This window comes from Nonomuraea sp. NPDC003214, from assembly GCF_053590035.1.
On the sequence record NZ_JBSFSX010000014.1, the window covers coordinates 132417 to 154298 of the forward strand.

At 71.6% G+C, this 21882-nt stretch carries 19 protein-coding genes; 12 read left to right on the forward strand and 7 right to left on the reverse strand.

Annotated elements, in window-relative coordinates:
• Positions 1 to 69 precede the first annotated feature (69 nt).
• The 5 genes from ACWDXC_RS36280 (at position 70) to ACWDXC_RS36300 (ending at position 5959) form a co-directional block, all read left to right on the forward strand.
• Positions 70 to 783 carry an ABC transporter ATP-binding protein gene (locus tag ACWDXC_RS36280; RefSeq protein ID WP_364180703.1) on the forward strand — a complete coding sequence of 238 codons (714 nt, stop codon included), beginning with the start codon at positions 70 to 72 and terminating at the stop codon, positions 781 to 783.
• Positions 780 to 1523, forward strand: coding sequence for an ABC transporter permease (locus tag ACWDXC_RS36285; protein ID WP_449989885.1), 744 nt, complete (start codon positions 780 to 782; stop codon positions 1521 to 1523). Before ACWDXC_RS36280 ends, ACWDXC_RS36285 begins: the two co-directional genes overlap by 4 nt.
• Before the next feature lie 33 nt (positions 1524 to 1556).
• On the forward strand, positions 1557 to 1832 hold the full coding sequence (locus ACWDXC_RS36290) for a hypothetical protein (protein ID WP_449989887.1): 276 nt from the start codon (positions 1557 to 1559) through the stop codon (positions 1830 to 1832).
• 186 nt (positions 1833 to 2018) lie between these two features.
• A complete protein-coding gene (locus tag ACWDXC_RS36295; RefSeq protein ID WP_449989890.1) occupies positions 2019 to 4130 on the forward strand; it encodes an ATP-binding cassette domain-containing protein in 2112 nt (703 codons plus the stop codon).
• An 11-nt stretch (positions 4131 to 4141) separates the two neighbouring features.
• Entirely contained in the window at positions 4142 to 5959 is a 1818-nt protein-coding gene (locus tag ACWDXC_RS36300; protein WP_449989892.1) for an ABC transporter ATP-binding protein, read from the forward strand.
• Between the two features lie 541 nt (positions 5960 to 6500).
• Here the strand turns inward: ACWDXC_RS36300 and ACWDXC_RS36305 are convergent.
• Together ACWDXC_RS36305 and ACWDXC_RS36310 are read right to left on the reverse strand one after the other, a co-directional pair.
• Entirely contained in the window at positions 6501 to 7880 is a 1380-nt protein-coding gene (locus tag ACWDXC_RS36305) for an extracellular solute-binding protein (RefSeq protein WP_449989895.1), read from the reverse strand.
• Entirely contained in the window at positions 7877 to 9667 is a 1791-nt protein-coding gene (locus ACWDXC_RS36310) for a hypothetical protein (protein ID WP_449989898.1), read from the reverse strand. The genes ACWDXC_RS36305 and ACWDXC_RS36310 overlap by 4 nt, the downstream gene beginning before the upstream one ends.
• 231 nt (positions 9668 to 9898) lie before the next feature.
• Here ACWDXC_RS36310 and ACWDXC_RS36315 point away from each other — a divergent pair, with 231 nt between their 5' ends.
• The gene (locus tag ACWDXC_RS36315; RefSeq protein WP_449989900.1) at positions 9899 to 12484 is read left to right on the forward strand and encodes a hypothetical protein; all 2586 of its coding nucleotides are present in this window, start codon (positions 9899 to 9901) and stop codon (positions 12482 to 12484) included.
• 52 nt (positions 12485 to 12536) lie between these two features.
• Here ACWDXC_RS36315 and ACWDXC_RS36320 read toward each other — a convergent pair whose 3' ends face one another.
• Complete coding sequence (locus ACWDXC_RS36320; RefSeq protein WP_449989902.1) at positions 12537 to 13703, reverse strand: DUF418 domain-containing protein; 1167 nt, start codon at positions 13701 to 13703, stop codon at positions 12537 to 12539.
• Positions 13704 to 13846: 143 nt separating this feature from the next.
• Here ACWDXC_RS36320 and ACWDXC_RS36325 point away from each other — a divergent pair, with 143 nt between their 5' ends.
• Positions 13847 to 14536 carry a ThuA domain-containing protein gene (locus ACWDXC_RS36325; RefSeq protein WP_449989905.1) on the forward strand — a complete coding sequence of 230 codons (690 nt, stop codon included), beginning with the start codon at positions 13847 to 13849 and terminating at the stop codon, positions 14534 to 14536.
• Here ACWDXC_RS36325 and ACWDXC_RS36330 read toward each other — a convergent pair whose 3' ends face one another.
• Positions 14537 to 14974 carry an anthrone oxygenase family protein gene (locus tag ACWDXC_RS36330; protein WP_449989908.1) on the reverse strand — a complete coding sequence of 146 codons (438 nt, stop codon included), beginning with the start codon at positions 14972 to 14974 and terminating at the stop codon, positions 14537 to 14539.
• A gap of 148 nt (positions 14975 to 15122) precedes the next feature.
• Between ACWDXC_RS36330 and ACWDXC_RS36335 the strand changes: the two genes are divergently transcribed.
• The 3 genes from ACWDXC_RS36335 (at position 15123) to ACWDXC_RS36345 (ending at position 18340) form a co-directional block, all read left to right on the forward strand.
• Positions 15123 to 15317, forward strand: coding sequence for a hypothetical protein (locus tag ACWDXC_RS36335; RefSeq protein WP_357586009.1), 195 nt, complete (start codon positions 15123 to 15125; stop codon positions 15315 to 15317).
• A gap of 93 nt (positions 15318 to 15410) precedes the next feature.
• Positions 15411 to 15749, forward strand: coding sequence for a DUF4190 domain-containing protein (locus tag ACWDXC_RS36340; RefSeq protein ID WP_449989911.1), 339 nt, complete (start codon positions 15411 to 15413; stop codon positions 15747 to 15749).
• A 41-nt stretch (positions 15750 to 15790) separates the two neighbouring features.
• Positions 15791 to 18340, forward strand: a complete 2550-nt coding sequence (locus ACWDXC_RS36345; RefSeq protein ID WP_449989914.1) for a polysaccharide lyase family 8 super-sandwich domain-containing protein — start codon at positions 15791 to 15793, stop codon at positions 18338 to 18340.
• Between the two features lie 14 nt (positions 18341 to 18354).
• Here ACWDXC_RS36345 and ACWDXC_RS36350 read toward each other — a convergent pair whose 3' ends face one another.
• Both ACWDXC_RS36350 and ACWDXC_RS36355 read right to left on the reverse strand, forming a co-directional pair.
• Entirely contained in the window at positions 18355 to 19521 is a 1167-nt protein-coding gene (locus ACWDXC_RS36350) for an acyl-CoA dehydrogenase family protein (protein WP_219500055.1), read from the reverse strand.
• Between the two features lie 78 nt (positions 19522 to 19599).
• A complete protein-coding gene (locus ACWDXC_RS36355; RefSeq protein WP_449989917.1) occupies positions 19600 to 19764 on the reverse strand; it encodes a hypothetical protein in 165 nt (54 codons plus the stop codon).
• On the opposite strand from ACWDXC_RS36355, the gene ACWDXC_RS36360 reads away from it, so the two are divergent.
• On the forward strand, positions 19763 to 20410 hold the full coding sequence (locus ACWDXC_RS36360; RefSeq protein ID WP_449989920.1) for a YciI family protein: 648 nt from the start codon (positions 19763 to 19765) through the stop codon (positions 20408 to 20410). The genes ACWDXC_RS36355 and ACWDXC_RS36360 overlap by 2 nt on opposite strands.
• Positions 20411 to 20435: 25 nt before the next feature.
• On the opposite strand, the gene sigJ is transcribed toward ACWDXC_RS36360, so the two are convergent.
• On the reverse strand, positions 20436 to 21344 hold the full coding sequence (gene sigJ / locus ACWDXC_RS36365) for an RNA polymerase sigma factor SigJ (protein WP_357586021.1): 909 nt from the start codon (positions 21342 to 21344) through the stop codon (positions 20436 to 20438).
• A gap of 101 nt (positions 21345 to 21445) precedes the next feature.
• Between sigJ and ACWDXC_RS36370 the strand changes: the two genes are divergently transcribed.
• Positions 21446 to 21880, forward strand: coding sequence for a hypothetical protein (locus tag ACWDXC_RS36370; protein WP_449989923.1), 435 nt, complete (start codon positions 21446 to 21448; stop codon positions 21878 to 21880).
• Positions 21881 to 21882: the final 2 nt, after the last annotated feature.

Sequence of the window (21882 nt, forward strand, 5' to 3'; positions counted from 1 at the left end):
ACTTTCCGGTCGGCAGCGCTCGACCCGGGACTGATGAGGTACGCGCCCGAATTCGATGAACTTGGGCGCATGATCGAGCTCAGCAACCTCACCAAGGCCTACCGGGATGTGAAGGCGCTCGACGACGTGTCGTTCACCGTCGAGGCCGGCAGCGTGACCGGGTTCCTCGGGCCCAACGGCGCGGGCAAGTCGACCGCGCTGCGCATCCTGGCCGGTCTCGCGCGGCCCACCTCGGGCTCCGCCACCGTGCTCGGGCGGCCCTACGCCGCGCTGCCCAACCCGGCCGCCCAGGTCGGCATGCTGCTCGACGCCGGAGCCCAGCATCCCGGCCGCACCGGGCGGGAGGTGCTCACGCTCGGCGCGATGACGCTCGGGCTGCCCAGAAGGCGCGTCGAGGAGGTGCTCGACCTCGTCGGCCTGTCGCGCAAGGAGAGCCGCCGCACCGTGGGCGGCTACTCCCTCGGCATGCGCCAGCGGCTCGGCATCGGCCACGCGCTGCTCGGCAGCCCGCGCGCGCTCATCCTCGACGAGCCCGCCAACGGCCTCGACCCGCAGGGCATCCAGTGGATGCGCGGGCTGCTGCGCGGCCTCGCCGACGCGGGCTGCGCCGTGCTGCTCAGCTCCCACCTGCTGCACGAGGTGGAGCAGGTCGCCGACGACCTCGTGCTGATCGGCCGGGGCCGCGTCCTCGCCCACGGCAGCCCCGCCCAGCTCAGCCAGGGCCGCACCCTCGAAGAGACCTTCCTCGACCTGACCTCCCACGCCGACCGGAGCCACGCATGACCGCCACCGCCGCGCCGATCCCGTTCCCCAGACTGCTGGCCGTCGAGACGCGCAAGCTCTTCGACACCCGCAGCGGCAAGGTCATGACCGCGATCCTGGCCGCCCTGACCGTCGCCGCCATCGCCGCCCGCGGCCTGGTCGCCGGTCCCGACTACCAGTTGCTCCTCGGCACCGCCGGGATCGGCTACGGCACGCTGCTGCCGGTGCTCGGCATCCTCACCGTCACCGGCGAGTGGAGCCACCGCACCGCGCTGACGACGTTCGCGCTCGAACCCCGGCGGTGGCGGGTGATGGCGGCCAAGTGCGTCCCGCCGCTGGTCACGGCCGTGGTCGCCGTCGTGTTCGCGATGCTGGTCGCGGTCCCGGTCACCGCCGTGATCGCCGGGGTCGAGGGCGTGGCGGCCTCCTGGGAGATCGACGTGGCCGCCCTGCTCGGCTGGACCGTCAGCTGCGTGCTCGGCGTCGCCATGGGGCTGGCGCTCGGCCTGCTGCTGCTCAACGCGCCCGCCGCGATCGTCATCACCCTGACCTCGACCCTCGTGTGGAGCACTGTCCGCCTGCTCGGCGACGTCGGCGCGACGCTCGCCGAATGGCTCGACCTCAACACCGCCGCCACGCCTCTCATGGACGGTGAGCTGACCGGTGGTGACGCCCTGCGGCTCGCCGTGGCGGCGACGTTCTGGATCGTGCTGCCGGGGGTGGCCGGGATGATCCGGGTGGCTCGGAAGGAAGTGACCTGACATGGGGTGGCTTGACGTGGTTACGATCACCGGATGTCCAAGAAGGCGCCGATCTCCCGCAGGGTGCTGCGGGTGATCGCTGCGGGGGGCAGCGTGTGCGCCCTGGTCGGGGTGGTCCGCCTCACCGTCCCGGCCACCGCAGGCACGTCGCCGGGCCCGGGGGTGGGGTCGGCGACCGGTGCGGGGGTGGGTTCGCCGGTGGGGGCCGGGGAGCCTGGTGGGGTGCGGCGGCAGCTCGCGTTCCTGCGGTCGGCGCTCGACGCCGGGGCGGGCGACGTCGACTCCCCGCTGCGCGCAGCACGAGGGTGAGCCCGCCGGCGGGGGCTTCCGGAGCGGTGCGGATTCCCTGACCCGGGCCCGGCGGGGATGGGCGCTGGGCCTAGGGAAATGCGGCGTACCAGGCATTTTTGGGTGGAAAAGCGTTGGGAATCTGTCGGTGCCGGGTGGTAGAAAACAGGGTCGTTGTCCGCTGTTCCGCGGCCGGGGGGCTTGCACGTGACCACCAGCAGTTCGGAGTTCTCCGTCGACGGTCCCCGCTACAACCGGCGCGGCCCGGTGCGCTGGCTGTGGTCACACCTGCGCCGCCACCCGCTCCAGCTTCTCGGCTTCCTCGGCGGGTCGCTGGTCATGGTGGTGCTCAACGCCATGGTGCCGCAGTTCACCGGCGGGGCGTTCGACGCCGTGCTGGGGGAGCGGGCCGAGGCGATCCACGCGCTCGGGATGATCGCGCTCACGCTGCTGGCCGTGGTGACCGTGCGGGGGCTGTTCGACCTGGTGGCGCGGCTGTCGAGCGAGGTGCTGGCCAAGCGGCTGGAGCGCGACGCGCGTGACGAGCTCTACGTCAGCCTGCTGGGCAAGAGCCAGACCTACCACAACCGGCAGCGCGTCGGCGATCTCATGGCCCGGGCGGCCAACGACATCCGGCAGCTGTCCATCATGATCACTCCGGGGATCGACCTGATCGTCGACTCCGGGCTCACCGGGCTGGTGCCGCTGTTCTTCATCGGCGCGATCGATCCGCGGCTGCTGCTGGTGCCGGGGGTGTTCGCGGTGCTGTTCGCGGGCGCGCTGTGGCACTACATGCGGCAGCTCAACCCGGTGGCCACGCGGATGCGGGAGGAGTTCGGCGACCTCAACGCCGGGCTCAACCAGGCCGTGCGCGGCATCGAGGTCATCAAGGTGACAGCGCAGGAGGGGCAGGAACGGCGCAGGTTCCGGGTGAACGCCCGCCGCTACCGCGACTCGTTCGTACGCAACGGGCTGGTGCAGGCCCGCTACCTGCCGACCCTGCTGTTCGCGTTCGCGATGGCCGGAGGGCTGTGGCACGGCCTCCACCTCCAGGGCACCGGCGTGATCACGCTGGGCGAGCTGGTGTCGTTCATGGGGCTGCTGGCCATGCTGGGGTTCCCGACGCAGATGTCGATCTTCACGTTCTCGCTGGTGCAGCTCGGCATCGTGTCGTCCCGGCGCATCCTGAACGTCATCACCTCCGAGACCGAGCTGGAACAGCGGGCCGACGCCCACAGCGCGCCGATCACCGGCGAGATCGCCTTCGAGAACGTGACCTTCGGGCACGACGAAGGCGACCCGGTGCTGCGCGGCGTGACGTTCACCGTGAAACCGGGCGAGACGGTGGCCATCGTCGGCGAGACCGGGTCCGGCAAGAGCACGCTGACGAAGCTGGTGCCCCGCATCTACGACGTCACCGAGGGGCGCATCCTCGTCGACGGGGTCGACGTGCGCGACTGGGACCTCGACTCGCTGCGTTCGCAGATCTCCACGATCGAGCAGGACATCGTGCTGTTCTCCCGCTCGGTCGCCGAGTTCATCGCCGAGCTCGACGACGGCTACGACACCGTCATCGGCGAGCGGGGCGTCACGCTGTCAGGCGGGCAACGGCAGCGGCTGGCGATCGCGCGGGCGCTGCTGACCGACCCGGCGATCCTCGTGCTCGACGACTCGACCAGCGCCATCGACTCCGCCACCGAGGACAAGATCCAGCAGGCGATCGGGCGTATCCTCGACGGGCGCACCACGCTGCTCATCACCCACCGGCTCTCGCAGATCCGCTGGGCCGACAAGGTCCTGCTGCTCAGGCGCGGCGAGCTGGTCGACTACGGCACCCACGACGAGCTCATCGAGCGCAGCCGCCTCTACCGGCGGATCTTCTCCCACTACGACGAAGCCGGCGTGAACGACGCTCCCGTCCGCGAGACGACGGAAGCAACCGATACGGCCTCCGAGACGGGAACGGCCGAAGCGGCCGATACGGCCTCCTCGCCCGGAGCGGCCGGGACGACCCGCTCGACCGGACCGGCCGAGACAGCCCGCTCGACCGGACCGGCCGAGACGGCAGCAGCTGACGCGACGGGAGTGGCGGAAGCGGACGACGCGGCGGAAGCGGCTGATACGGGCTCCTCAACCGGAGCGGTCGGTGCCGCGCGCTCGCCCGGAGCAGCCGGTACGGCCCCCTCGACCGGAGCGGCCGGGACGGCGGAAGCGTCCGAGGCGGCCGGAGCCACCGAGGCGGTCGGCGCTGCCGAATCGGCCGATGCCGCTGGGATGACTGAGAACGTCCAGGGTGGGGCGCGGGGAGGGCAGCGCTGATGGGGTTCCTGATGGACGGCCTTGAGGCCGAGGACTACGACCGCACCTACAACGACCGCGATCTGCTTCGCCGCATCCTGTCCTACTTCCGCCCCAAGCTGGGCGCGATGTTCGTGGTCGCGACGATGATCGTGCTGACGTCGATGACGCAGGCGGCGATGCCGCTGGTGGCGAGCTGGGCCGTCGACGCGATCAGCGACGGGACGATCGGCGAGGTGGGCTGGCAGCTCACGCTGGCCCTGCTGCTGGCGGGGGCGCTGGGCTGGGCGTTCAACTACGTGCGGCAGCGCAACAGCTCCAGGGTCACCGGGGACGTGGTGTTGCGCCTGCGTGAGGACGCGTTCGACGCGGTGCTGGAGCGTGACCTGTCGTTCTACGACGAGACGCCGTCCGGCAAGATCGTCAGCCGGGTGACGTCCGACACCGACGACTTCGCGACGGTGTCGACGTTGACGATGGACCTGATCAGCCAGGTGCTGATGGTGGGGTTCGTCACGGTGCTGCTGTTCGTCCGGAGTGTGGAGCTGGCGCTGCTGACGCTGCTGGTGGTGCCGGTCGTGATGGGGCTGGCGCTGCTGTTCAGGCGGTTGGCGCGGGCCAGCACCCGTAAGGCGCAGCGGTCGCTGAGCCGGGTCAACGCCAATCTCCAGGAGACCATGGGCGGCATCGCCGTGGCCAAGAACTTCCGCCAGGAGCAGCAGGTCTACGACGAGTTCCGGCCGATCAACCGGCAGAGCTATCAGGTGACGCTGCGGCAGGGGTTCGTGTTCTCGGCGATCTTCCCGGTGCTGTTCCTGGTGGCGGGGCTGGCGTCGGTCGCGCTGGTGAAGTTCGGCGGTGACGCGGTGCTCGGCGGCGGGCTGACGGCCGGTGACTGGTACCTGTTCCTGCAGGGGGTGTCGCTCTTCTGGTTCCCGCTGACGTCGATCGCGGCGTTCTGGTCGCAGTTCCAGCAGGGGCTGTCGGCGTCGGAGCGGGTGTTCGCGCTGATCGACGCGCCGCCCCGGGTGGTGCAGACGGCGGCGGACGACCCGGGCAGGCTGGCGGGCCGGATCGAGTTCCGGAAGGTGACGTTCGGCTACGACGCCGCCCACCCGGTGCTGCGTGACTTCGACCTGGTGATCGAGGCCGGCGAGACGGTGGCGCTGGTGGGCCACACGGGCGCGGGCAAGTCGACGCTGAGCAAGCTGATCACCCGGTTCTACGAGTTCCAGGCGGGTGAGCTGCTGATCGACGGGCGGGACATCCGCAGCCTCGACCTGCCCGCCTACCGCAGGCAGATCGGTGCGGTCCCGCAGGCTCCGTTCCTGTTCAGCGGCACGGTGGCCGACAACATCCGCTATCCGAGGTCGGCGGCGACCGACGAGGAGGTGCTGGCCGCGGCGACGGCGGTGGGCGGCGGCGACTGGGTCGACGCGCTGCCGCACGGGCTGCGGACCGACGTGGGCGAGCACGGCAGCGCCCTGTCGATGGGCCAGCGCCAGCTCGTCGCCCTGGCCAGGCTGCTCGTGCAGGACCCGGCGATCGTGGTGCTCGACGAGGCCACGGCCAGCGTCGACCCGTTGACGGAGGCCCAGATCCAGGAGGGTCTCGATCTGGTGCTGGCGGGCCGTACGTCGATCGTGATCGCGCATCGGCTGTCGACGATCGAGCACGTCGACCGCATCATCGTGCTCGACCACGGCCGGATCGTCGAGGAGGGCGACCACGCGACGCTGCTGGCGCGGGGTGGCCGCTACTGCCAGGTGTACAACACGTACTTCCGTCACCAGTCGCCCAACTATCGGGCGGGCACCGGCTTCGTCCCCGTGGGCGGCCCAGCCGATTGAATGATTCATGTTTCCGTTCCGGTGTTTTCCCCCGGTCAGCGGAATTTCCGAAACATTCTGTAGTGGGATGATTACGGGGAATTTCAGGCTTGACAGGCGCTTTGTTGGGGCCGAAGCTTCATGAAGACGGCGCTGATCGAGCGTTTGTCAGCCGCCATTCGCAGCGTTCGCGGAATTTCCTGTGGCGTTCTGCTGGACGCTCGGTGGCTGGGGGGTGGAAGGGTGTTGCGGCGGCCTCTTCGGGGGTCGCCGCAACACCTATAAAGTCGCGCAACGCCTATAAATCGGAATAAATTCCCCCGATATAATCGCCGGGCGCCCTCTTTTACCCGGGGCATGCGTTTGCCGCGGGGCCGGTATTCCTTCCCTCGCCCGCCGCCACCGCGCACACCGCGAAACGGGAGCGCGTCGCATTCACCCAGCCGCCGGAGCCGAAACTCCGCACCGGCCGCATCGGCGGGTCCGATCGGCTGGATCGGCTGCACCGGGCGATGGCCAAGTTCCGCGATCCCCGGGTCCGGCGCTGACGAAGGCGGCCCGGTCAGCAGGCCGGGCTGTCGCCGGTGACCCTGCCGTCCAGGGCCTCCCGCAGCATGTCAGCCGACGCCAGGAACGTGTCGCGTACCACCTGCTGCTCCCACACGCCGCGCGCGCACCGCCGGAACGACTCGCTGAACTGGGCGTAGTAGGGCGATTTGGGTCTCGGCTCGGCTCGCTCGACCGACTGCCTGGTCGCGGCGGCGAGCGCGGCGAGCTCCTGCGCGGTCGGTGCGATGATCTCCGCGCCGCCCTCGTACCGGCACGGCGCGCCGCGGCCCGCCTGGAAGCCGTCGTAGACCGAGGCCAGCACCGGCCCGTAGCCGCCGCAGGCGAACAGGTGGGACTGCACCTCGTCACCGGTGAGGTGCTCGATGAGGTGTTTGGCCGGTTGCAGCTTGTCCGGGGGGATGTGCGCGGAGATGGCCAGCACCGAGCCGCCGAGGACGCCGCCGCGCCCCGGCGGGGGGTGCACCCGGAAGCGCAGCTTGCCGTGCTCGTCGCGCATGCGCGGGTCGGCCGCGAGCTGGTGGTAGGCGATCGGCCAGTTGCGCATGTAGGAGACGGGCCGGACGCCGACCCAGCCGTCCTTGAACGCGGTGGTGCTCGCGTCCTCGTCCAGGTGGAGGGACTCGCGCAGCACGGGCACGTCGGCGCCGGTGCCGAACGCCTTGCGGGTGGGCGACTTCAGCGCTCCCCAGCTCGCCTCGTCGAGGACGACGCCGGTGCGCTCGGAGCCGTCGAGCACCCGCCCGCCGCCGAACTCGATCGTCTCCAGGAAGTTGATCGTGCCGGCCTCCTTGTCGCCGAGCTGCAGCAGGTAGCCGCCGGAGGTCACGTCGGTCCGGCGGTACTCCAGCGGCGCGTCGGCGGCGAACGGGACGCCGTACTGCTTTCCGTCGATCTGGGCCGCCCGCAGCGGGCCGGGCAGGAACTTCTCGGGGTGTTCCAGGTCGATCGGCCGGATGTAGCCGTGCCTGGCGAACTCGGCCACCCACGCCAGGTCGAGCACGAGCACGTGATACTGGCAGCTGCCGGCCTGGGCCAGCGCGGCCATCTGGGCGCGCCGCACGTCGGTGCTGCCGGACAGCTCCAGGAGCTTGGCGGGCGGATGGCCGGGCGGCTTCTTGACGCGGTTCCACTCGTCGAACTTCTCGCGCCGGACGCTGCCGGTGCTGATGTCGTCGCCGGTGGCCACGAGCAGGACGCCCTCGTCGCCGCAGTCGGCGGGGGCCGTCGTCGGCACCGGGACCGGCGTGACGGGCGGCGTCGGCTTGGCGGCGGGCGGCGCGGCGCCCGAGGGCCAGAACACCCGCATCGTGAACGCCACCACGAGCGCGCACGCGAACAGCACCGCGAAGGGGCGCAGGTCCTCGCTTCTCATCGCCAGCTCCGAACCGTGATGATCGCCCGGGTGATCGTCTCCGTCACCCGGTCACCCGCCAGCACGCAGCGGTACGGCTTGCGGGTGCCGATCAGCTCCGGCACCGCGCACCGGTTCTGTCCGAAGACGACCACGTACAGGCCGGCGACCGAGGAGGCGTCCTGGAGCGCCCTGCCGATGGCCAGGGCCGCGCCGTCGCCGTTCTCGTTGTCGAACAGGCGGCCGTCGGTGAGCAGCACGACGGGCGAGGCCGCCGACGTGCCCCGGTCACCGAGCCTGCGGAGCGCGGCGGAGACGGGCGCGTCCCACCGGTCGAACGGGGTGTCCTCGATCATGGCGGAGACGGCGCCGAGCTGTTTGCGCGTGCTCTGGGCGGCGATCGCGGTCACGTCCGCCCGGCCGCCGGCCTCCGGGCTGCCCAGCGCGAGCACCTCGACGTGGTCGCGCGGGCCGAGGATGCGGCTCTGACCGCGCAGCGCCTCGGCGGCCTGGACCCGTACGGGCCGGTCCGCCGAGCCGGAGGTGTCGACGAGCAGCCGCAGGTCGAGCTCGGGCCGCAGGTGGTCGAGCAGCCGGGTCTCCAGCTGGGCGAGCCTGCCCTTGTCGGCCTTGACCGTGCCCGCCACCTGGGTGCCGGGGAAGAGCTGCCGCGCCTTGAGCCATTCGCCGAACTTCCTGACGAGCTCCTGCCGCCCCTTGGACGCCTGGCCGCGCAGGCTCACGCCGACGTAGTGGTATTCGAGCTTGCTGAACGCCGGATGGTGGACCGCGATGAGCCGTTCGCCGCCGCCGGTGCCCGCGCAGCCGGGCACCCGGCCCGCGTTGTAGTCGTCGACGGTGTGGCTGGGGACGAGCAGGGCGATCTTCGGCCCGCCGGGCAGCTCCCGCGCGGCGGCGTTGGGCGCCGACAGCCGGCTGAACTCGCACAGCAGCGCGGTGACGGTGTCGGCGCCGAGCCCTTCGGCGACGAGCTCGTTCTCCAGCTTCTCGTACGCGCCGGGCGAGAGCTGCAGCCCGCGGACCAGGTCGTCGGTGCCGATCAGCGCGCTCATCGAGGTCTCGGGGAACGGCCGGGCGATCGTCATGCCCATCTTGTCGCGCAGCGTCGCCCACACCTCGGACAGGGGATAGCGGTCGGGGTACTTCTGGTGGTCGAGCAGCTCCTCGCGGCGGCTCTCGGTCATCGCCAGGACCAGCTCGTCCTGGCCGACGACGAGGTCGGAGCCGCCGTCGCCGAGCCAGGGGACGCCGTCGCCGCGCAGCTCGTCGGGCCCGGTCGAGGAGGTGGCCACCCAGGCGTCCGGCTGGAGGTCGTACAGGCGGGCGTACGGGCGGCCGCGCCGGTCCTCGACGCGCTCCCAGTTGTTGGCGAACGCGTCACGCAGGTGGATCGGGGGAGGCACGGCGGCCACCGTCATGTGGACAGCCGGGCATCCCTCGGCGTCGCGGTTGTCGTGCACGTACTGCCTGGTGAGCCGGTCGAGCCCGGCCAGGTTCTCGGGGGCGGTGATCAGCCGCAGCTCGGTCGGGGCGGGGCAGGCGCGCTCGGGCTCCGGGCTGATCAGGAAGCCCGCCCACAGGCCGGTGAGCGCCACCAGCACGCCCGACGCGATGCGTGAATGCCGCCTGACGAATATCGGAATGACTCTAATGAGAGATATGGCAAGAAAAAAGAGCGCGATGCCGCCGATCGTCAACAGGGACACATAGGGCGGCAGCGTGTCGTAGAAATTGATGAGCGGCTGGAGAAGGAAGCCCAGGACGGTGCCCACGACGGCCGCGATCATCGGCTCTCCGATGCGCTCCCACCGTCTTCGGTTACCTGGCTGATTATCGCCAATAGGTGCCATATGAGGGGATGCCTTCATGTGATCCGGGATACAGCCGAGCCTAATCCCAAACGAGCACACGCACGCCCCGGTTCGCCGACGGCTGTTTTCCCGATTTCCGGCGGGTGACCTTCTAAGCCTTTACAGTCCTCACCACCTGCACATGTCGAGGGCTCCACGGGGGCGGCGGTGGAACTGCAAGAGGTGCTGGCGGAGCTCGCGATCAGGGACCGCCTCCGGCGCGGCAGGATCCGGTACGGCAGGCGTACCGGCCCCCTGGTGCTCCAGATCGAGGGCGGCGAGGCCGAGACCCGGGCGTGGCTGGAGGAGTTCCACCGGTCCTACTCGGGCGTCGCGCCCGTCAACGAGCCGGCCGACGTGCCCGCCGCGCCCAAACAGGTCGCCGACGAGCTGCTCGACATCGCCCAGGGCTGCGGCTACGACGGGCGGCCCGCCTACCACCTGCCGATCGTGTTCCCCCGGTTCGCGGTCGCCTACACGGTGCTCGTCGCCTGGGAGCCGGACGAGTCGCGGCGCACCAGGGCCGACCTCAACGCCGAGCTGGAGGAACGGGTCAAGCAGGCGATCGGCGAGGCCCGGCGTGACGTGCTGCGCCGGGTGCGCCAGCGCTTCGGCGGGCTGACCCGCGACCCGTACGTGGAACAGCAGCTCGGCGGGCTGGTGGGGTTCGTGCTGCGGGTGGCGGGGGCGTTCCGGTTCCCGCACTTCCGCACCGTGCGCTGGTACCGCACGAAGGGGTTCGGCACCCGGCCGCTGCGCACCACCCGGGTGCTCATCCGCGAGCTGGCCACCTGGCGGAAGAAGGAGGCGCACGAGCAGGAGCTCCTGCTGGTCGACGCGATGCTGGCCGACATCGACGCCCACTACGGGCTCTTCCGCCGCCTCAACCGCGCGCGCCGGCCCGTCGTGCTGCTGCCGGCCGTGGACCGGGTGCCCGCCCGGCGCGTGATCAGGGACACGCTGCTCGCCGCCTACGACGGCAAGTCACGCGGCCTGCGCGTGCATCCCGTCGTCATCGCCACCTCCGCGCCCGGCGGGGCGCCGCCGCCGCGCGGCGACAACGAGCCGGTCGCGGCCGACGCGCTGGCCGAGGCTGTTCCCGCGCTGTTCGCGCGGCGGCGCGAGGTCGCCGAGGAACGCAGCCGCGACCGCGACGTGCCGCTGCCCAGCAGGCTGCTGCGGGTGACGCTCGGCGCCGGCGCCCCCGCCAGGAAGCAGCGCGTCGGCCGCACAGGCCCGGTCACCGCCGCGACCGTCGCGCTGGCCGGGGCGGCCCTGCTCGGCTACGGCGCGTTCGTCGTGTCCGGGCCCGAGAGCTGCGGCGAAGGGCTGGAGCTGATCGGCGCCGAGTGCGTGGGCGTCTCCGACGGCACCGACGTGTTCATGCCCGCCGTCAAGGGCATGCGCGAGGTGTTCGGCAGGATCGAGGCGGAGAACGAGCGGATCGCGACCGCCGAGCACGCGACCGTCGCGCTGATGATCCCGATGGAGTCCGGCATCCCGGCCGTACGCGAGCAGATCCTCAGCGAGGTGCAAGGCGCCTACCTGGCCCAGCTCCGCGTCAACGGCCCCGAATCCGCCAAGCCGCCCATCCGCCTCGTCCTGGCCAACCCCGGGAACGGCTACGCCCACTGGCGCGCCGCCGTGGACAAGCTCGTCACCCGCGAACCCCGGCTGCGCGTCGTCGCCGGGTTCAACCTGAGCCTCGGCGACACCCGTGCCGCGATGGCCCACCTGGCGCAGCAGGGCATCCCCGTCGTCGCCGGCCTCGTCACCTCCGGCGACTTCGCCAACCCCGAATCCCAGAACCGGGCGGCGGACCCGTTCCCCGGCTTGACCCGCGTCGTCTCGACCGCCCGGCAGCAGGCCGACGCCCTGCTCCGCGCCGACCCCGCCCTCGCCGGCGCCGGGACCGCGCTCGTCGCCGACACCCGGCCCGGCGACAACTACAACGCCTCCCTGCGCCAGGCGTTCACCGAAGCCAGAAAGGGCAGGACCGGCTCCGGGGTGCAGGACATGACCTTCGCCTCACCGGGGCTGGAGGCAGCCGGCATCACACCGAACAAGTTCGCCGACTTCGCGCTCAACCTCTGCCAGTCCAACGCCCGATTCGTCTACTTCGCCGGCCGGGCCTTCCACCTGAAGCTCTTCATCAAGACCCTCGCCGGCACGTACTGCGCCGGCAAGAAGTCCTACACCGTGATCACCGGCTCCGACGCGACCACGCTCGCCAGCCGCCTCAGCGACGCCGAACGCGCCCTGCTCCGCGGCGACCCCGGCGTCGGCAGGCCCGCCGTCTCCGTCGAGTACGCCGCCCCCGCCCACCCCGACGCCTGGACCGCCGAGGGCCCCGGCCTGCCCCGCTACCTCGCCGAACCCCGCCAGGCCATGCTGGAGCTCCGCGAGTCCGCCGCCGCGCTCGGCAACGTGGACCTGACCGACGGCCGCGCCATCGTCACCCACGACGTCATCCTCACCGCCGCCCGCGAACTGGCCAAGGCCGTCGCCCTCTACGGCACCGAGCTTCCCACCACCGACCAGATCAAGGACGGCCTCCCCAGCCTGCACGCCGCCTACCGCATCCAGGGAGCCAGCGGCTGGATCTGCCTCACCAACGCCGGCAACCCGTACAACAAGGCGCTCCCGGTCGTCCGCCTCGACGCCGCCACCGGCCGCCCCCACCTCAAGACCGTGGCCTGGCCCCTGGGCACACCCCCCGAGAACAACTGCGTCGTCCCCCAGACCACCCCCTGACAGGCCGGCATTCGGTGGCGGAGATCGCATGGCTGGGCCAGGAGTTCGCGGCTCAGACGCGATCGGCTGCTCGATCAGGGCGGGCAGCCGCCGCCGGAGCCCGGTAGGCCAGGCGGCGCAGCAGGATCTCGGCGGGGCCGCGGTGCCCGGCCCGGCGCATGAGCTCGGCGGCGGCGATCGACGCCACCCAGGTGGCGACCGCCACGCCCGAGGCGCCCGCGAGGCCGAGGTCGTCCTGGAGGCCGAGCCCGTACGGGAAGAAGACGGCGACGAACACGATCGACTGGAAGAGGTAGAAGCTCATCGACCGCTGGCCGAGCGCCTGGACGGCGGTGGACACGGCGTTGCCGGGCCGCAGGGCGACGAGGGCGATGATCGCGGCCATGCCGATGCCGCCCGCGTAGCCGGTGAGCGGCTGGGCGATCGCGGCGGCCCACAGGGCGGCGGCCGAGGGGTCGGTCCAGAGCCCGGTCTGCATGAGCGCGGCCGGGAGGGCGCCGGCGACGGACACGACCGTCGTCACCCAGGCGGCGCGGACGAGGAACGGCCGGTCGGGCTCCTCCAGCAGCCGCCGCCGGGCGGCCCAGACGCCGGCGAGCACCCCGGGCACCACCATGAAGACGCCCGCGACCAGCGCGAACGGCCAGGCCGTCAGCCGTTCCGCGAACAGCTCGGCGAACCCCTTGGTGCCGGCGGCGATGCTTCCGGCCTCGTAGGTGGACCGGCCCTGCGACATGGGGAACCACATGGCGAGCGCCACCAAGGCGGTGCTGGGCACCAGGACGATCCCGGCGGTCACCAGGAGCGTCGAGTCCTTGGCCCGCACCAGGCCGGCGAGGAGCACGGACGCGATCCCGTACGCGGCCAGGATGTCGAGCGGCACGAGCACCGCCACGTGCGCGAACCCGATGGCGACCAGCCACCACCCGCGCCGGCGCAGCAGCCTGCGCACGGCCGCCGGCTCGCCGCCCCGCGCCGCCTGCCGCTGCGACAGCTGCACCAGCGCGTAGCCGAACAGGAACGCGAACAGGGGCCGGGCGTGGTTGTTGACGAAGAACTGGTGGAAGACGCCGACGACGTCGTTGAGCAGGCCGGGCCCCCGGCCGACCGTCTCGACGTAGAGCGGTGCGTGCGCGAGCGCGATGGCCAGCAGCATGATCCCGCGAGCCAGGTCGGGCGCGGGCGCCCGTTCCGCCGATGATGTGGGAATGCCCTGCATGCCTTCGTCCTCCTCAGCCGGATACCCCTGGACGGTAACGGGCCAGGTCAGGAGGCCGGAATGCTGCTGGGCGCAGAATGGGGGTGCAGCTAGGTGCACTCCTGCTCTCGCCCGGGCGCGCCCGGTGGTGCGACGATCGGCGCATGAGAGCACTGGTGGTCAGGGGCGGCTGGGCAGGGCACGTGCCGGTCGAGGCGACGGAGCTGTTCATCCCCTTCCTGGAGAAGAACGGGTACGAGGTGCACCGGGCCGAGTCGCCGGCCGTTTATGCGGATTCGTCGTTCATGTCCGGCGTGAATCTCGTCGTGCAGTGCTACACGATGGGCACGATCGAGCCGGCCGAACTGCGCGGGCTGGAAACCGCCGTCCGCGCCGGGACCGGGCTGGCGGGCTGGCACGGCGGCATCGCCGACTCCTTCCGCGCCTCCGCCGACTACCTGCACCTGATCGGCGGCCAGTTCGCCTGCCACCCCGGCAGGCACCCGGACGAGGAAGGCGCGGGCACCGAGGAGCACAACTTCGTCCCGTACACCGTGAACATGCTCCCCGAGGCCGCCGACCACCCCATCACGGCCGGGATCGCGGACTTCGACCTGGTCACCGAGCAGTACTGGGTGCTGACGGACGACTACGTCGACGTGCTCGCCACCACCACGCAGCGGGTCCGGCCGTGGGACCCGTGGCACCGGGAGGTCACCTCGCCGGCGATCTGGACGCGGCGGTGGGGCGACGGCCGCATCTTCGTGGCGACCCCCGGGCACAGCCTCGACGTGCTGCGGCACGACAGCGTCCGCACCGTCATCGAACGCGGCATGCTGTGGGCCGCCCGCTGATCACAGGTTGACCAGGCCGACGCCGACCAGGACGAGGCTCGCGAAACAGGCCACGGCGCGCACGGTGTTCCAGAGCACCCAGCGCGGCGAGTAGTCCTTCCACGGCAGCGTGCCCGCGTCGACGGCGTTGTTCATCGGCACGTTGATGCCCGCCGTGACCAGGAACGAGCCGACGAAGTTCACCCCGGCGGCGACGAAGAACCACGTCGCCGCCGGGCCGTCCGCCAGCAGCCCCGCCACCAGCGTCACCAGCGGCGCCCCGATGAACGCGACGTAGAGCCAGGGGTTGAGGATCTTGCGGTTGATGCTGCGCATCACCGTTTCGGCCTGCGCGGGCTCGACGGCATTGAGCGCCGGCATGACGGACATGGAGAAGGCGTAGAAGAGGCCCGCGAGGGCGCCGTGCAGCACGAGAGCGAGGAGAGGCAGAACGAGCATGCTGGAATCATGACGCACCCGGGATGAGACGGTCCATGCACACCCCGCTCAATCCCATACGCGAGAGTCCACGGGATGACAGTTGTCATGCGCAGCCGGTGACAGCATGATCTATTTCGGGGACTGCGCGCCGGGCGAGGATATGGGCATGACGAACAAGCAGACCACCTCCCCCAACTGGAAGCTCGGCATGGCGGCCGGCACGGCGATCGGCCTCGGCTTCGGCACCACCATCGGTGACCTCCTGCTCGGCGTGTCGCTGGCCCTCTGCTTCGGCGTCGCGCTCTCGTACGCCTTCGGGGCCAAGGACGCGCAGCGGGCCGAGCAGGCCGAGCAGGGCTGACGGAGCCGGTGCCGCGCTCGCGGCGGGCTCTTGAACGGGTGCCCGAAGTGGTGGACTCTGGCGGCCTGATGGTCATTCCTGATCGGAGGCCGCATGAGTTCCGTATACGAGGGCGATCCGCACGGCCGGCAGACGCCGACGTCGGGGCTCGCCACCGCCAGCCTCGTGTTCGGGATCCTCGGGCTGATCGGCTGCGGGTGCCTGTTCGGCATCCCGTCGATCGTGGCCATCGTCCTGGGGCACGCGGCCACCGGCAAGACGCGGCCGGGGCTCAGGGGCGGACACGGCCTGGCGGTGGCCGGGCTGATCCTCGGCTACGTGATGCTCGTGCCGGCGATCGTGGTGTCCGGGACCATGGTGTACGCCTTGATCACCGAGCCGGCGATGGTCGCCGGTTGGATCAACGGCCTCTTCTCGGCACTGGGCGCATGATGGCTCCATGCCTGCCGTTCCTGGGCGGGCAAATGTAGATCATGTATGGTGAGCGCGGCATATCCACCAACGGCCTGGAGCCCGCCGTGCCGCACATGTCCCGCCGCCAGGTTCTCTCCCTGCTCCCCGCCGCCGGCCTCCTCTCCCTGACCTCTCCCGCGCGTGCCTCCGCCGTGTCCGCCCTCGCCGGGACGGATCACGCACGGCTGCTGGCCAACACCGTGTCGATCTTCGCCGGCACCCCGGACGTCAACGCCCGGCCCGAGGTCGCGGGCAAGGTCGCCGCGATCGTCAGGACCGCCGCGCAGCGGCTGACCGCGATGGACCAGGCGGGCGACGGCGAGCTGTTCGCCGGTCTCGCGCTCGGCTCGAACGACGTCAACCTGCGGCAGGCGTACCAGTATCTGTACGAGATCGCGCTCGCCACCCGCACGCCGGGCGGCGAGCTCGACGGGGACGCCACGGCGCAGCGCCGCGTCGCCGACGGCCTGCGCTGGCTGCACGAGCGCCACTTCGGCGACCAGGCGGCCGGCTACTACGGCAACTGGCACAACTGGGAGATCGGCATCCCCACCCACGTCACCCGGACGCTGGTGCTGCTGCCCGAAGCCGTGCGCGGCGACCTGACCGCCACGTACCTCCCGACGATGGACGCCTACCTGCGCAACGGCAAGAACGGCGACGTCGACCTCGACTCGCGCTTCCACACCGGCGCGAACCTGGCCGACATCACCGCCAACCGCATCCTCCAGGGCGCGCTCACCGGCGACGACGCCCGCATCGGCAAGGCCGTCGCCGACCAGGCCACGGTCTTCGCCACGATCGACCCGTACGACCTCAAGCACGGCGTCACCGACGGCTACTACCGTGACGGCTCGTTCATCCAGCACCATTCGGTCGCGTACACCGGCTCCTACGGCCGCATCCTGCTCACCCGCGTGGTGCAGACGCTCAAGATGCTGGAGGGCGCGACCGGCGACGGCGGGGCCGGGCTGGCCCAGGTGGTGTACCGGTGGGTGGCCGACGGGTTCGCCCCGCTGATCTTCGAGGGCTGGATGATGGAGATCGTCAAGGGGCGGGCGGTGTCGCGCACCACCACCGGCTACACCGACGTCGGCGTGATCGTGGAGGCCATCGCCGACCTGACCGGCCACGTCGGGGCCGCCGAGGCGCTCGCGCTGAAGAAGTACGTCCGCCATCTCCCGGCCGCCGACACCGCCGCGTTCGTCTCGCCGGTCAGCCTGGCCCGTTACGCCGACATCCGCGCCGACACCGCCGTTCCGGCCGCCGACCTGAACGCGCCCGAGCGCTCGGTGGCGTTCAACGCCATGGACCGCGCCGTCCACCGCCGCCCCGGCTACGCGTTCGCGCTGGCGCGCAGCTCGGAGCGGATCAGCAAGTACGAGTACATGAACGGCGAGAACCTGATGCCCTGGTTCCAGGGCGACGGCGCCTACTACCTCTACCTCGCGGGCGAGGACCAGCGCGAGGTGTTCGGCGTCGACTACTACACGACCGTCTCCCCGTACCGGCTGGCCGGGGTAACCGCGCCGGTGGAGGAGCGGCGGACGGTGCCCGACCTGTACGGGCGGTTCTGGTACGAGAACCCGGGGCACCCGCTCGGCTTCACCTCGTCGTCGGAGTCGCAGAACACCTACGTGTACTTCCCGCGCGGCGGCAACGCGTTCTCGGGCGGGGCCACGCTGGGGGCGTACGGCGTGGCGGGCATGGTGCAGTCGGACGACGTGGCCTACACCGCCAAGCAGGGGGGCATGCTGCCCGGCGACTTCGTCGCCTACCGCAACGCGCGGGCGACCAAGTCGTGGTTCATGCTGGACGACGAGGTCGTGGTGCTGGTGGCGGGCGTCTCGGGCCAGGGCGGGCGCGACGCGGTGACCACGGTCGACAGCCGCATCGCCGCCCCGGGCGACGCCGTCGCGCTCACCGGCGAGGGCTGGGACGGCGGCGCCTGGCAGCCGGGCGCCGCGACGCCGCCGCGCTGGCTGCGTTACGCCAACGCCGCCCGGGGCACCGCGATCGGCTACGCGTTCCTCACCAGGCAGCCGGTCGCCGCCGGGCTGGAGACGGTGACGCGCAGCCGCCGGGTCGTCCGCGCGTCCAACCCGGACACGGCGGTGACCAAGAACGTGTTCACCGCCTCGATCACCCATCCCGCCGACGGCGGCGTCCCGGCCGTCGCGTACGCGCTGGTCCCGAACGCGACCGAGGCCCGCATGCGCGGTTACGCGCCTCCGGAGGTGCTGGCCAACGACCGGCACGTGCAGGCGGTCAAGCACGAGGGGCTCGGCCTCGTCGCGGTCAACGTGTTCGCCGACGGTCCTCGCCACGCCGAGCGCCTGGTCGTGGACGGCCCCGCGTCCGTGATCGTCCGGCGTGGCAGGCGTACGACGGTCGCCCTGTCGGACCCGACGATGAAGCGCGACAGCGTCTCCGTCGTCATCCACGGCCGGCCGCTGCGGCTGGTCACCGCCGACGAGGGCGTCACGGTGCGGCGCGTGCCCGGCGGCACGCTCGTGCGGGCGGCCACCCGCCACGCCTACGGTCGCACGTTCACCGCCACCCTCCGCTGACCTCCGGACCGGTCTCACGGCTCCAGTGCGAAGATCACCCACGACTCGCCCGGGGCCAGGCCGGCCAGCTCGCGCCCGCACTCGCGCAGCACCTGGGGGCCCGAGGTGATGTGCGCCGTGCCGGCGTGCACGTCCCTGAACAGCCGCTGGACCAGCCCGTCGCGCAGGGCCGAGGTGCCGCCCGACGCGTAGACGAACCGGGCCACCTCGGCGACCGTCGAGGTGACGTGGTTGAGCGCGAGCCGCACCATCGTCTCCTGGCGCACGTCGAGCGTCCCGCCCGAGTCCAGCGTGCGTTCGGCGTCGGCCCACGTCTCGTGCACCAGCGCCTTCGCGGCCCGGTACGCGGCCTCGGTCCTGGCGAAGTCGGCGTGGAAGGCGTCGCTGCCCGCGATCTGGCCAGGCCGCCCGGCCCGCGCCCCGGCGTAGCCGATCAGCTCGTCCAGCAGGCGGCGGCCCACGCCGAGCGCCCAGCCCGAATGGCAGATCAGCGCCTGGTCGAGCAGGCCCAGCCGGTAGAGGGCGCCGCCGCGCAGCGGCTCGCTCTGCGTGAAGAGGTGCGTCTGCGACTCCGGCACGAAGGCGCCGTCGATGGCGTAGTCGATGCTGCCCGTCGCGCGCAGTCCCAGCACGTCCCAGTTGCCGAGCTGCTCGGCGTCCTCGATCGGCGTGATGAAGATGCGCACCTCGTCGGTGCCCTCGACGGCGCCCAGGCTGTGCACGTACTGGGCGTGCCGCATGCCCGAGGCGAAGCTCCACCGGCCGCTCAGCCGGAACCCGCCGTCCTCGCGCACGGCCGCGCCCGGCCGGGTGCCCTGGCCCGCGAAGAGCGGCATCCGGGGGCCCTTGAAGATCCGCTCCACGGCCTCGTCGCCCAGGTAGGCGCCCGCCGTGCCGTTCTCCAGCGTGGTGGCCATGACGACCCAGCCCGTCGACGGGTCGGCGTAGGAGAGCTCGGCGAACACGTCGAGCAGCTCGCGGGGGGACAGTTCCGCGCCGCCGAGCGGCACGGGCACCCAGATCCCGAAAAGTCCTGCTTCGTGGAGGGCGTCCACGACCGGCTCCGTGAGCTTCCCCTGCGCCTCGGCCGCAGCGGCGTCACGCTCGATCAGCGGGCGCAACGCGCGCGCCCGGTCCAGTACGTCGGTTCCGGCGGTGTGCAGTCGCGGCGTGTCGCTCATGTCCAGGTGCTCCTGTTCGTGATCGTCGGCCTCTCCCTCCGTCAGATCACGTAACGCCCCCCTTGTCCAGAGCCCGCCCTACGACAGCTCCAGCACGAGCGCCACCAGCACCACGATCGCCAGGGCGACGGCGCCCATGACCACCTCGGCCTTCCTCAGCGCCCGTCGCACCGCGCGCTTGTGCCGCGTCGCCCGCCGCACGGCGCGCTGTCCCCGAAGCCTCGCGATCTTCTGCCGGTCCATGCTGTCGATTCTGCGGCATCCGCTGACCAGGTCATATGATCCGTTAGTGGAATATTTCATATATTGCCGGGACCGGACCGGTTCGATGCCTCGGCGGATGGAACTGGTCGAGGCGCACTGGTCGTTCATGGACCCGTACGGCGACGTGATGATCGCGCGCGGGCCGACGCTGTTGGACGAGGAGACGGCGACCGGCAGCGTGCACGTCGTCGACCTGCCGGACGCCGCTGCCGCGCGGGCGTTCGCGTTCGACGAGCCGAACTACCGGGCGGGCGTGTACGGCGACGTGCTGATGCGCCGCTGGCGGACGATCGCCGGCGGCCGGATGTGGGACTACACCGGCGGCGTCGACGGCTACGAGCGCTTCCTCGTCATCGGTCACGCCAGGCTGGGCCAGGGCGCCGCCCGCGAGAGCCTGGACGACGACTACCGCCGCTACCTGACCGGCCCCGGCCTGGGAGATCGGGTGATCGTCGCGGGCACGCTGCTGTCGGAGGACGGCGCCGAATGGATGGGCACCGCCCTCATGGCCGAGCTGCCGGACCGCGAGGCCGCCGAGGCCGTGCTGCCGCAGAGCCCCGGCGGGCGGGCCGGGCTGTACGAGAGCGTCGAGGTGCACAGCTGGGAGTTCGGCGGAAGGCGCTAGGCGGGCGCCGGTCAGGGCCGGGCCGCTAGCCGGTGGTCCAGGGGCGCAGCTTCTCCGGGTTCCGGACCGCCCAGATGTGCTTGATCCGGTCGCCGACGACCTCGAACGCCACGACCACCACGATGACGCCGTCCAGCTCCGCCACCAGCCCCGGCTGCCCGTTGACCGTGCGCTCCAGGACCGACAGGCCGCGGTTGGCGAGCCTGGCGAACGTGTGCGCGATCTGCTCGTTGCCGTGGATCGGCCGGAGGATGGCGCTGGCGAGGCCGCCACCGTCGGCGATGCCCGTGGCGTCCGGGTCGAGGAGCCCGATGAGCGCGTCGATGTCCTGGCGCTCCCACGCCTCCTTGAACTTTCTGACCACGTCGGCCTGCCGGGCGGGCGGGGTCGGCGGGTCGGCGGGGGAGCGGGCCGCGCGGACGCGCCGCCGCGCCGACGAGGCGAGCTGGCGGCAGGCCGCGGGCGTGCGGCCGACGATCTCGGCCACCTCCGCGAACGGGTAGCGGAACACGTCGTGCAGGATGAACGCCACCCGTTCGGCCGGCGTCATCGAGTCGAGCACGACGAGGAAGGCCATGTTGACCGACTCGTCCAGCGTCACCCGGTCGGCCGGGTCGCCTCCGGCGGGCGTGCTGGTCCACTCGCTGCTGTCGGGCAGCGGCTCGGGAATCCACTCGCCCACGTACCGCTCCCGCCTGGCCCGCGCCGACCTGAGCAGGTCGAGGCAGATGCGGCTGGCCACCTTCGTCAGCCACCCGCCGGGGTTGCCGACCTCCTCCTGCTGCTCGCGCGACATGGCGTACCAGCGGGCGTACGTCTCCTGCACGACGTCCTCGGCGTCGGCCAGCGAGCCCAGGAGCCGGTAGGCGAGGTTGATCAGCTGACGCCGCTCGCTCATGATCGCGCTGAGGCCCGGGTCGGGCGGGCTGGTCATCCTGGCTCCCTCGGTCGCTACTGCCCTCCCTACCCCGACGCGGCAACGGGCCCGATCGTGAGGCGTCTTGCGGAGAACGTCACATCAGTAGCATGTGCCCCATGCATCCCCCCGCACCGCACCAGCAGTGGACCCAGCCGGGGCAGGCGCACCTGGCCCTCGACATCAAGGCGCACGCGCTCGGGTTCATGCTCAAGATGATCTCCCCGGTGATCGTCCTCAACGGCCACCGGATGCTGGGGCGGTGGGGGCGCAACGTGATCCCGCTCCCGCCCGGCCAGTATCACCTGCACGTCCACCTGCCGTACCTGATGCCGGCGCAGATCGGGCCGGCGGACGTGTCGATCTGGCTGCAGCCGGGCGGGACGCTGGACGTGGAGTACCGCGCGCCCCTGTTCGCCTACTCCAAGGGCGCCCTCGGCCCCGCGCCCCAGCCGTGGAACGGCATGGGATGCATGATCGGCCTGCTGGCCGTCGCGGGTGGCCTGCTGCTGGTGCTCGTGCTGGTGATCATCTCGGCTGTCGTGTTCTCCTGAGC

What these genes read in the sequence shown, in the direction of transcription:
- ACWDXC_RS36305 (WP_449989895.1), bottom strand. Translation starts at nt 7,880, where the DNA reads ATGAGAAGCGAGGACCTGCGCCCCTTCGCGGTGCTGTTCGCGTGCGCG.
- ACWDXC_RS36325 (WP_449989905.1), top strand. Translation starts at nt 13,847, where the DNA reads ATGAGAGCACTGGTGGTCAGGGGCGGCTGGGCAGGGCACGTGCCGGTC.
- ACWDXC_RS36335 (WP_357586009.1), top strand. Translation starts at nt 15,123, where the DNA reads ATGACGAACAAGCAGACCACCTCCCCCAACTGGAAGCTCGGCATGGCG.
- ACWDXC_RS36355 (WP_449989917.1), bottom strand. Translation starts at nt 19,764, where the DNA reads ATGGACCGGCAGAAGATCGCGAGGCTTCGGGGACAGCGCGCCGTGCGG.
- ACWDXC_RS36280 (WP_364180703.1), top strand. Translation starts at nt 70, where the DNA reads ATGATCGAGCTCAGCAACCTCACCAAGGCCTACCGGGATGTGAAGGCG.
- ACWDXC_RS36320 (WP_449989902.1), bottom strand. Translation starts at nt 13,703, where the DNA reads ATGCAGGGCATTCCCACATCATCGGCGGAACGGGCGCCCGCGCCCGAC.
- ACWDXC_RS36330 (WP_449989908.1), bottom strand. Translation starts at nt 14,974, where the DNA reads ATGCTCGTTCTGCCTCTCCTCGCTCTCGTGCTGCACGGCGCCCTCGCG.
- sigJ (WP_357586021.1), bottom strand. Translation starts at nt 21,344, where the DNA reads ATGACCAGCCCGCCCGACCCGGGCCTCAGCGCGATCATGAGCGAGCGG.
- ACWDXC_RS36350 (WP_219500055.1), bottom strand. Translation starts at nt 19,521, where the DNA reads ATGAGCGACACGCCGCGACTGCACACCGCCGGAACCGACGTACTGGAC.
- ACWDXC_RS36370 (WP_449989923.1), top strand. Translation starts at nt 21,446, where the DNA reads ATGCATCCCCCCGCACCGCACCAGCAGTGGACCCAGCCGGGGCAGGCG.
- ACWDXC_RS36310 (WP_449989898.1), bottom strand. Translation starts at nt 9,667, where the DNA reads ATGATCGCGGCCGTCGTGGGCACCGTCCTGGGCTTCCTTCTCCAGCCG.
- ACWDXC_RS36300 (WP_449989892.1), top strand. Translation starts at nt 4,142, where the DNA reads ATGGACGGCCTTGAGGCCGAGGACTACGACCGCACCTACAACGACCGC.
- ACWDXC_RS36340 (WP_449989911.1), top strand. Translation starts at nt 15,411, where the DNA reads ATGAGTTCCGTATACGAGGGCGATCCGCACGGCCGGCAGACGCCGACG.
- ACWDXC_RS36290 (WP_449989887.1), top strand. Translation starts at nt 1,557, where the DNA reads ATGTCCAAGAAGGCGCCGATCTCCCGCAGGGTGCTGCGGGTGATCGCT.
- ACWDXC_RS36285 (WP_449989885.1), top strand. Translation starts at nt 780, where the DNA reads ATGACCGCCACCGCCGCGCCGATCCCGTTCCCCAGACTGCTGGCCGTC.
- ACWDXC_RS36360 (WP_449989920.1), top strand. Translation starts at nt 19,763, where the DNA reads ATGCTGTCGATTCTGCGGCATCCGCTGACCAGGTCATATGATCCGTTA.
- ACWDXC_RS36345 (WP_449989914.1), top strand. Translation starts at nt 15,791, where the DNA reads ATGTATGGTGAGCGCGGCATATCCACCAACGGCCTGGAGCCCGCCGTG.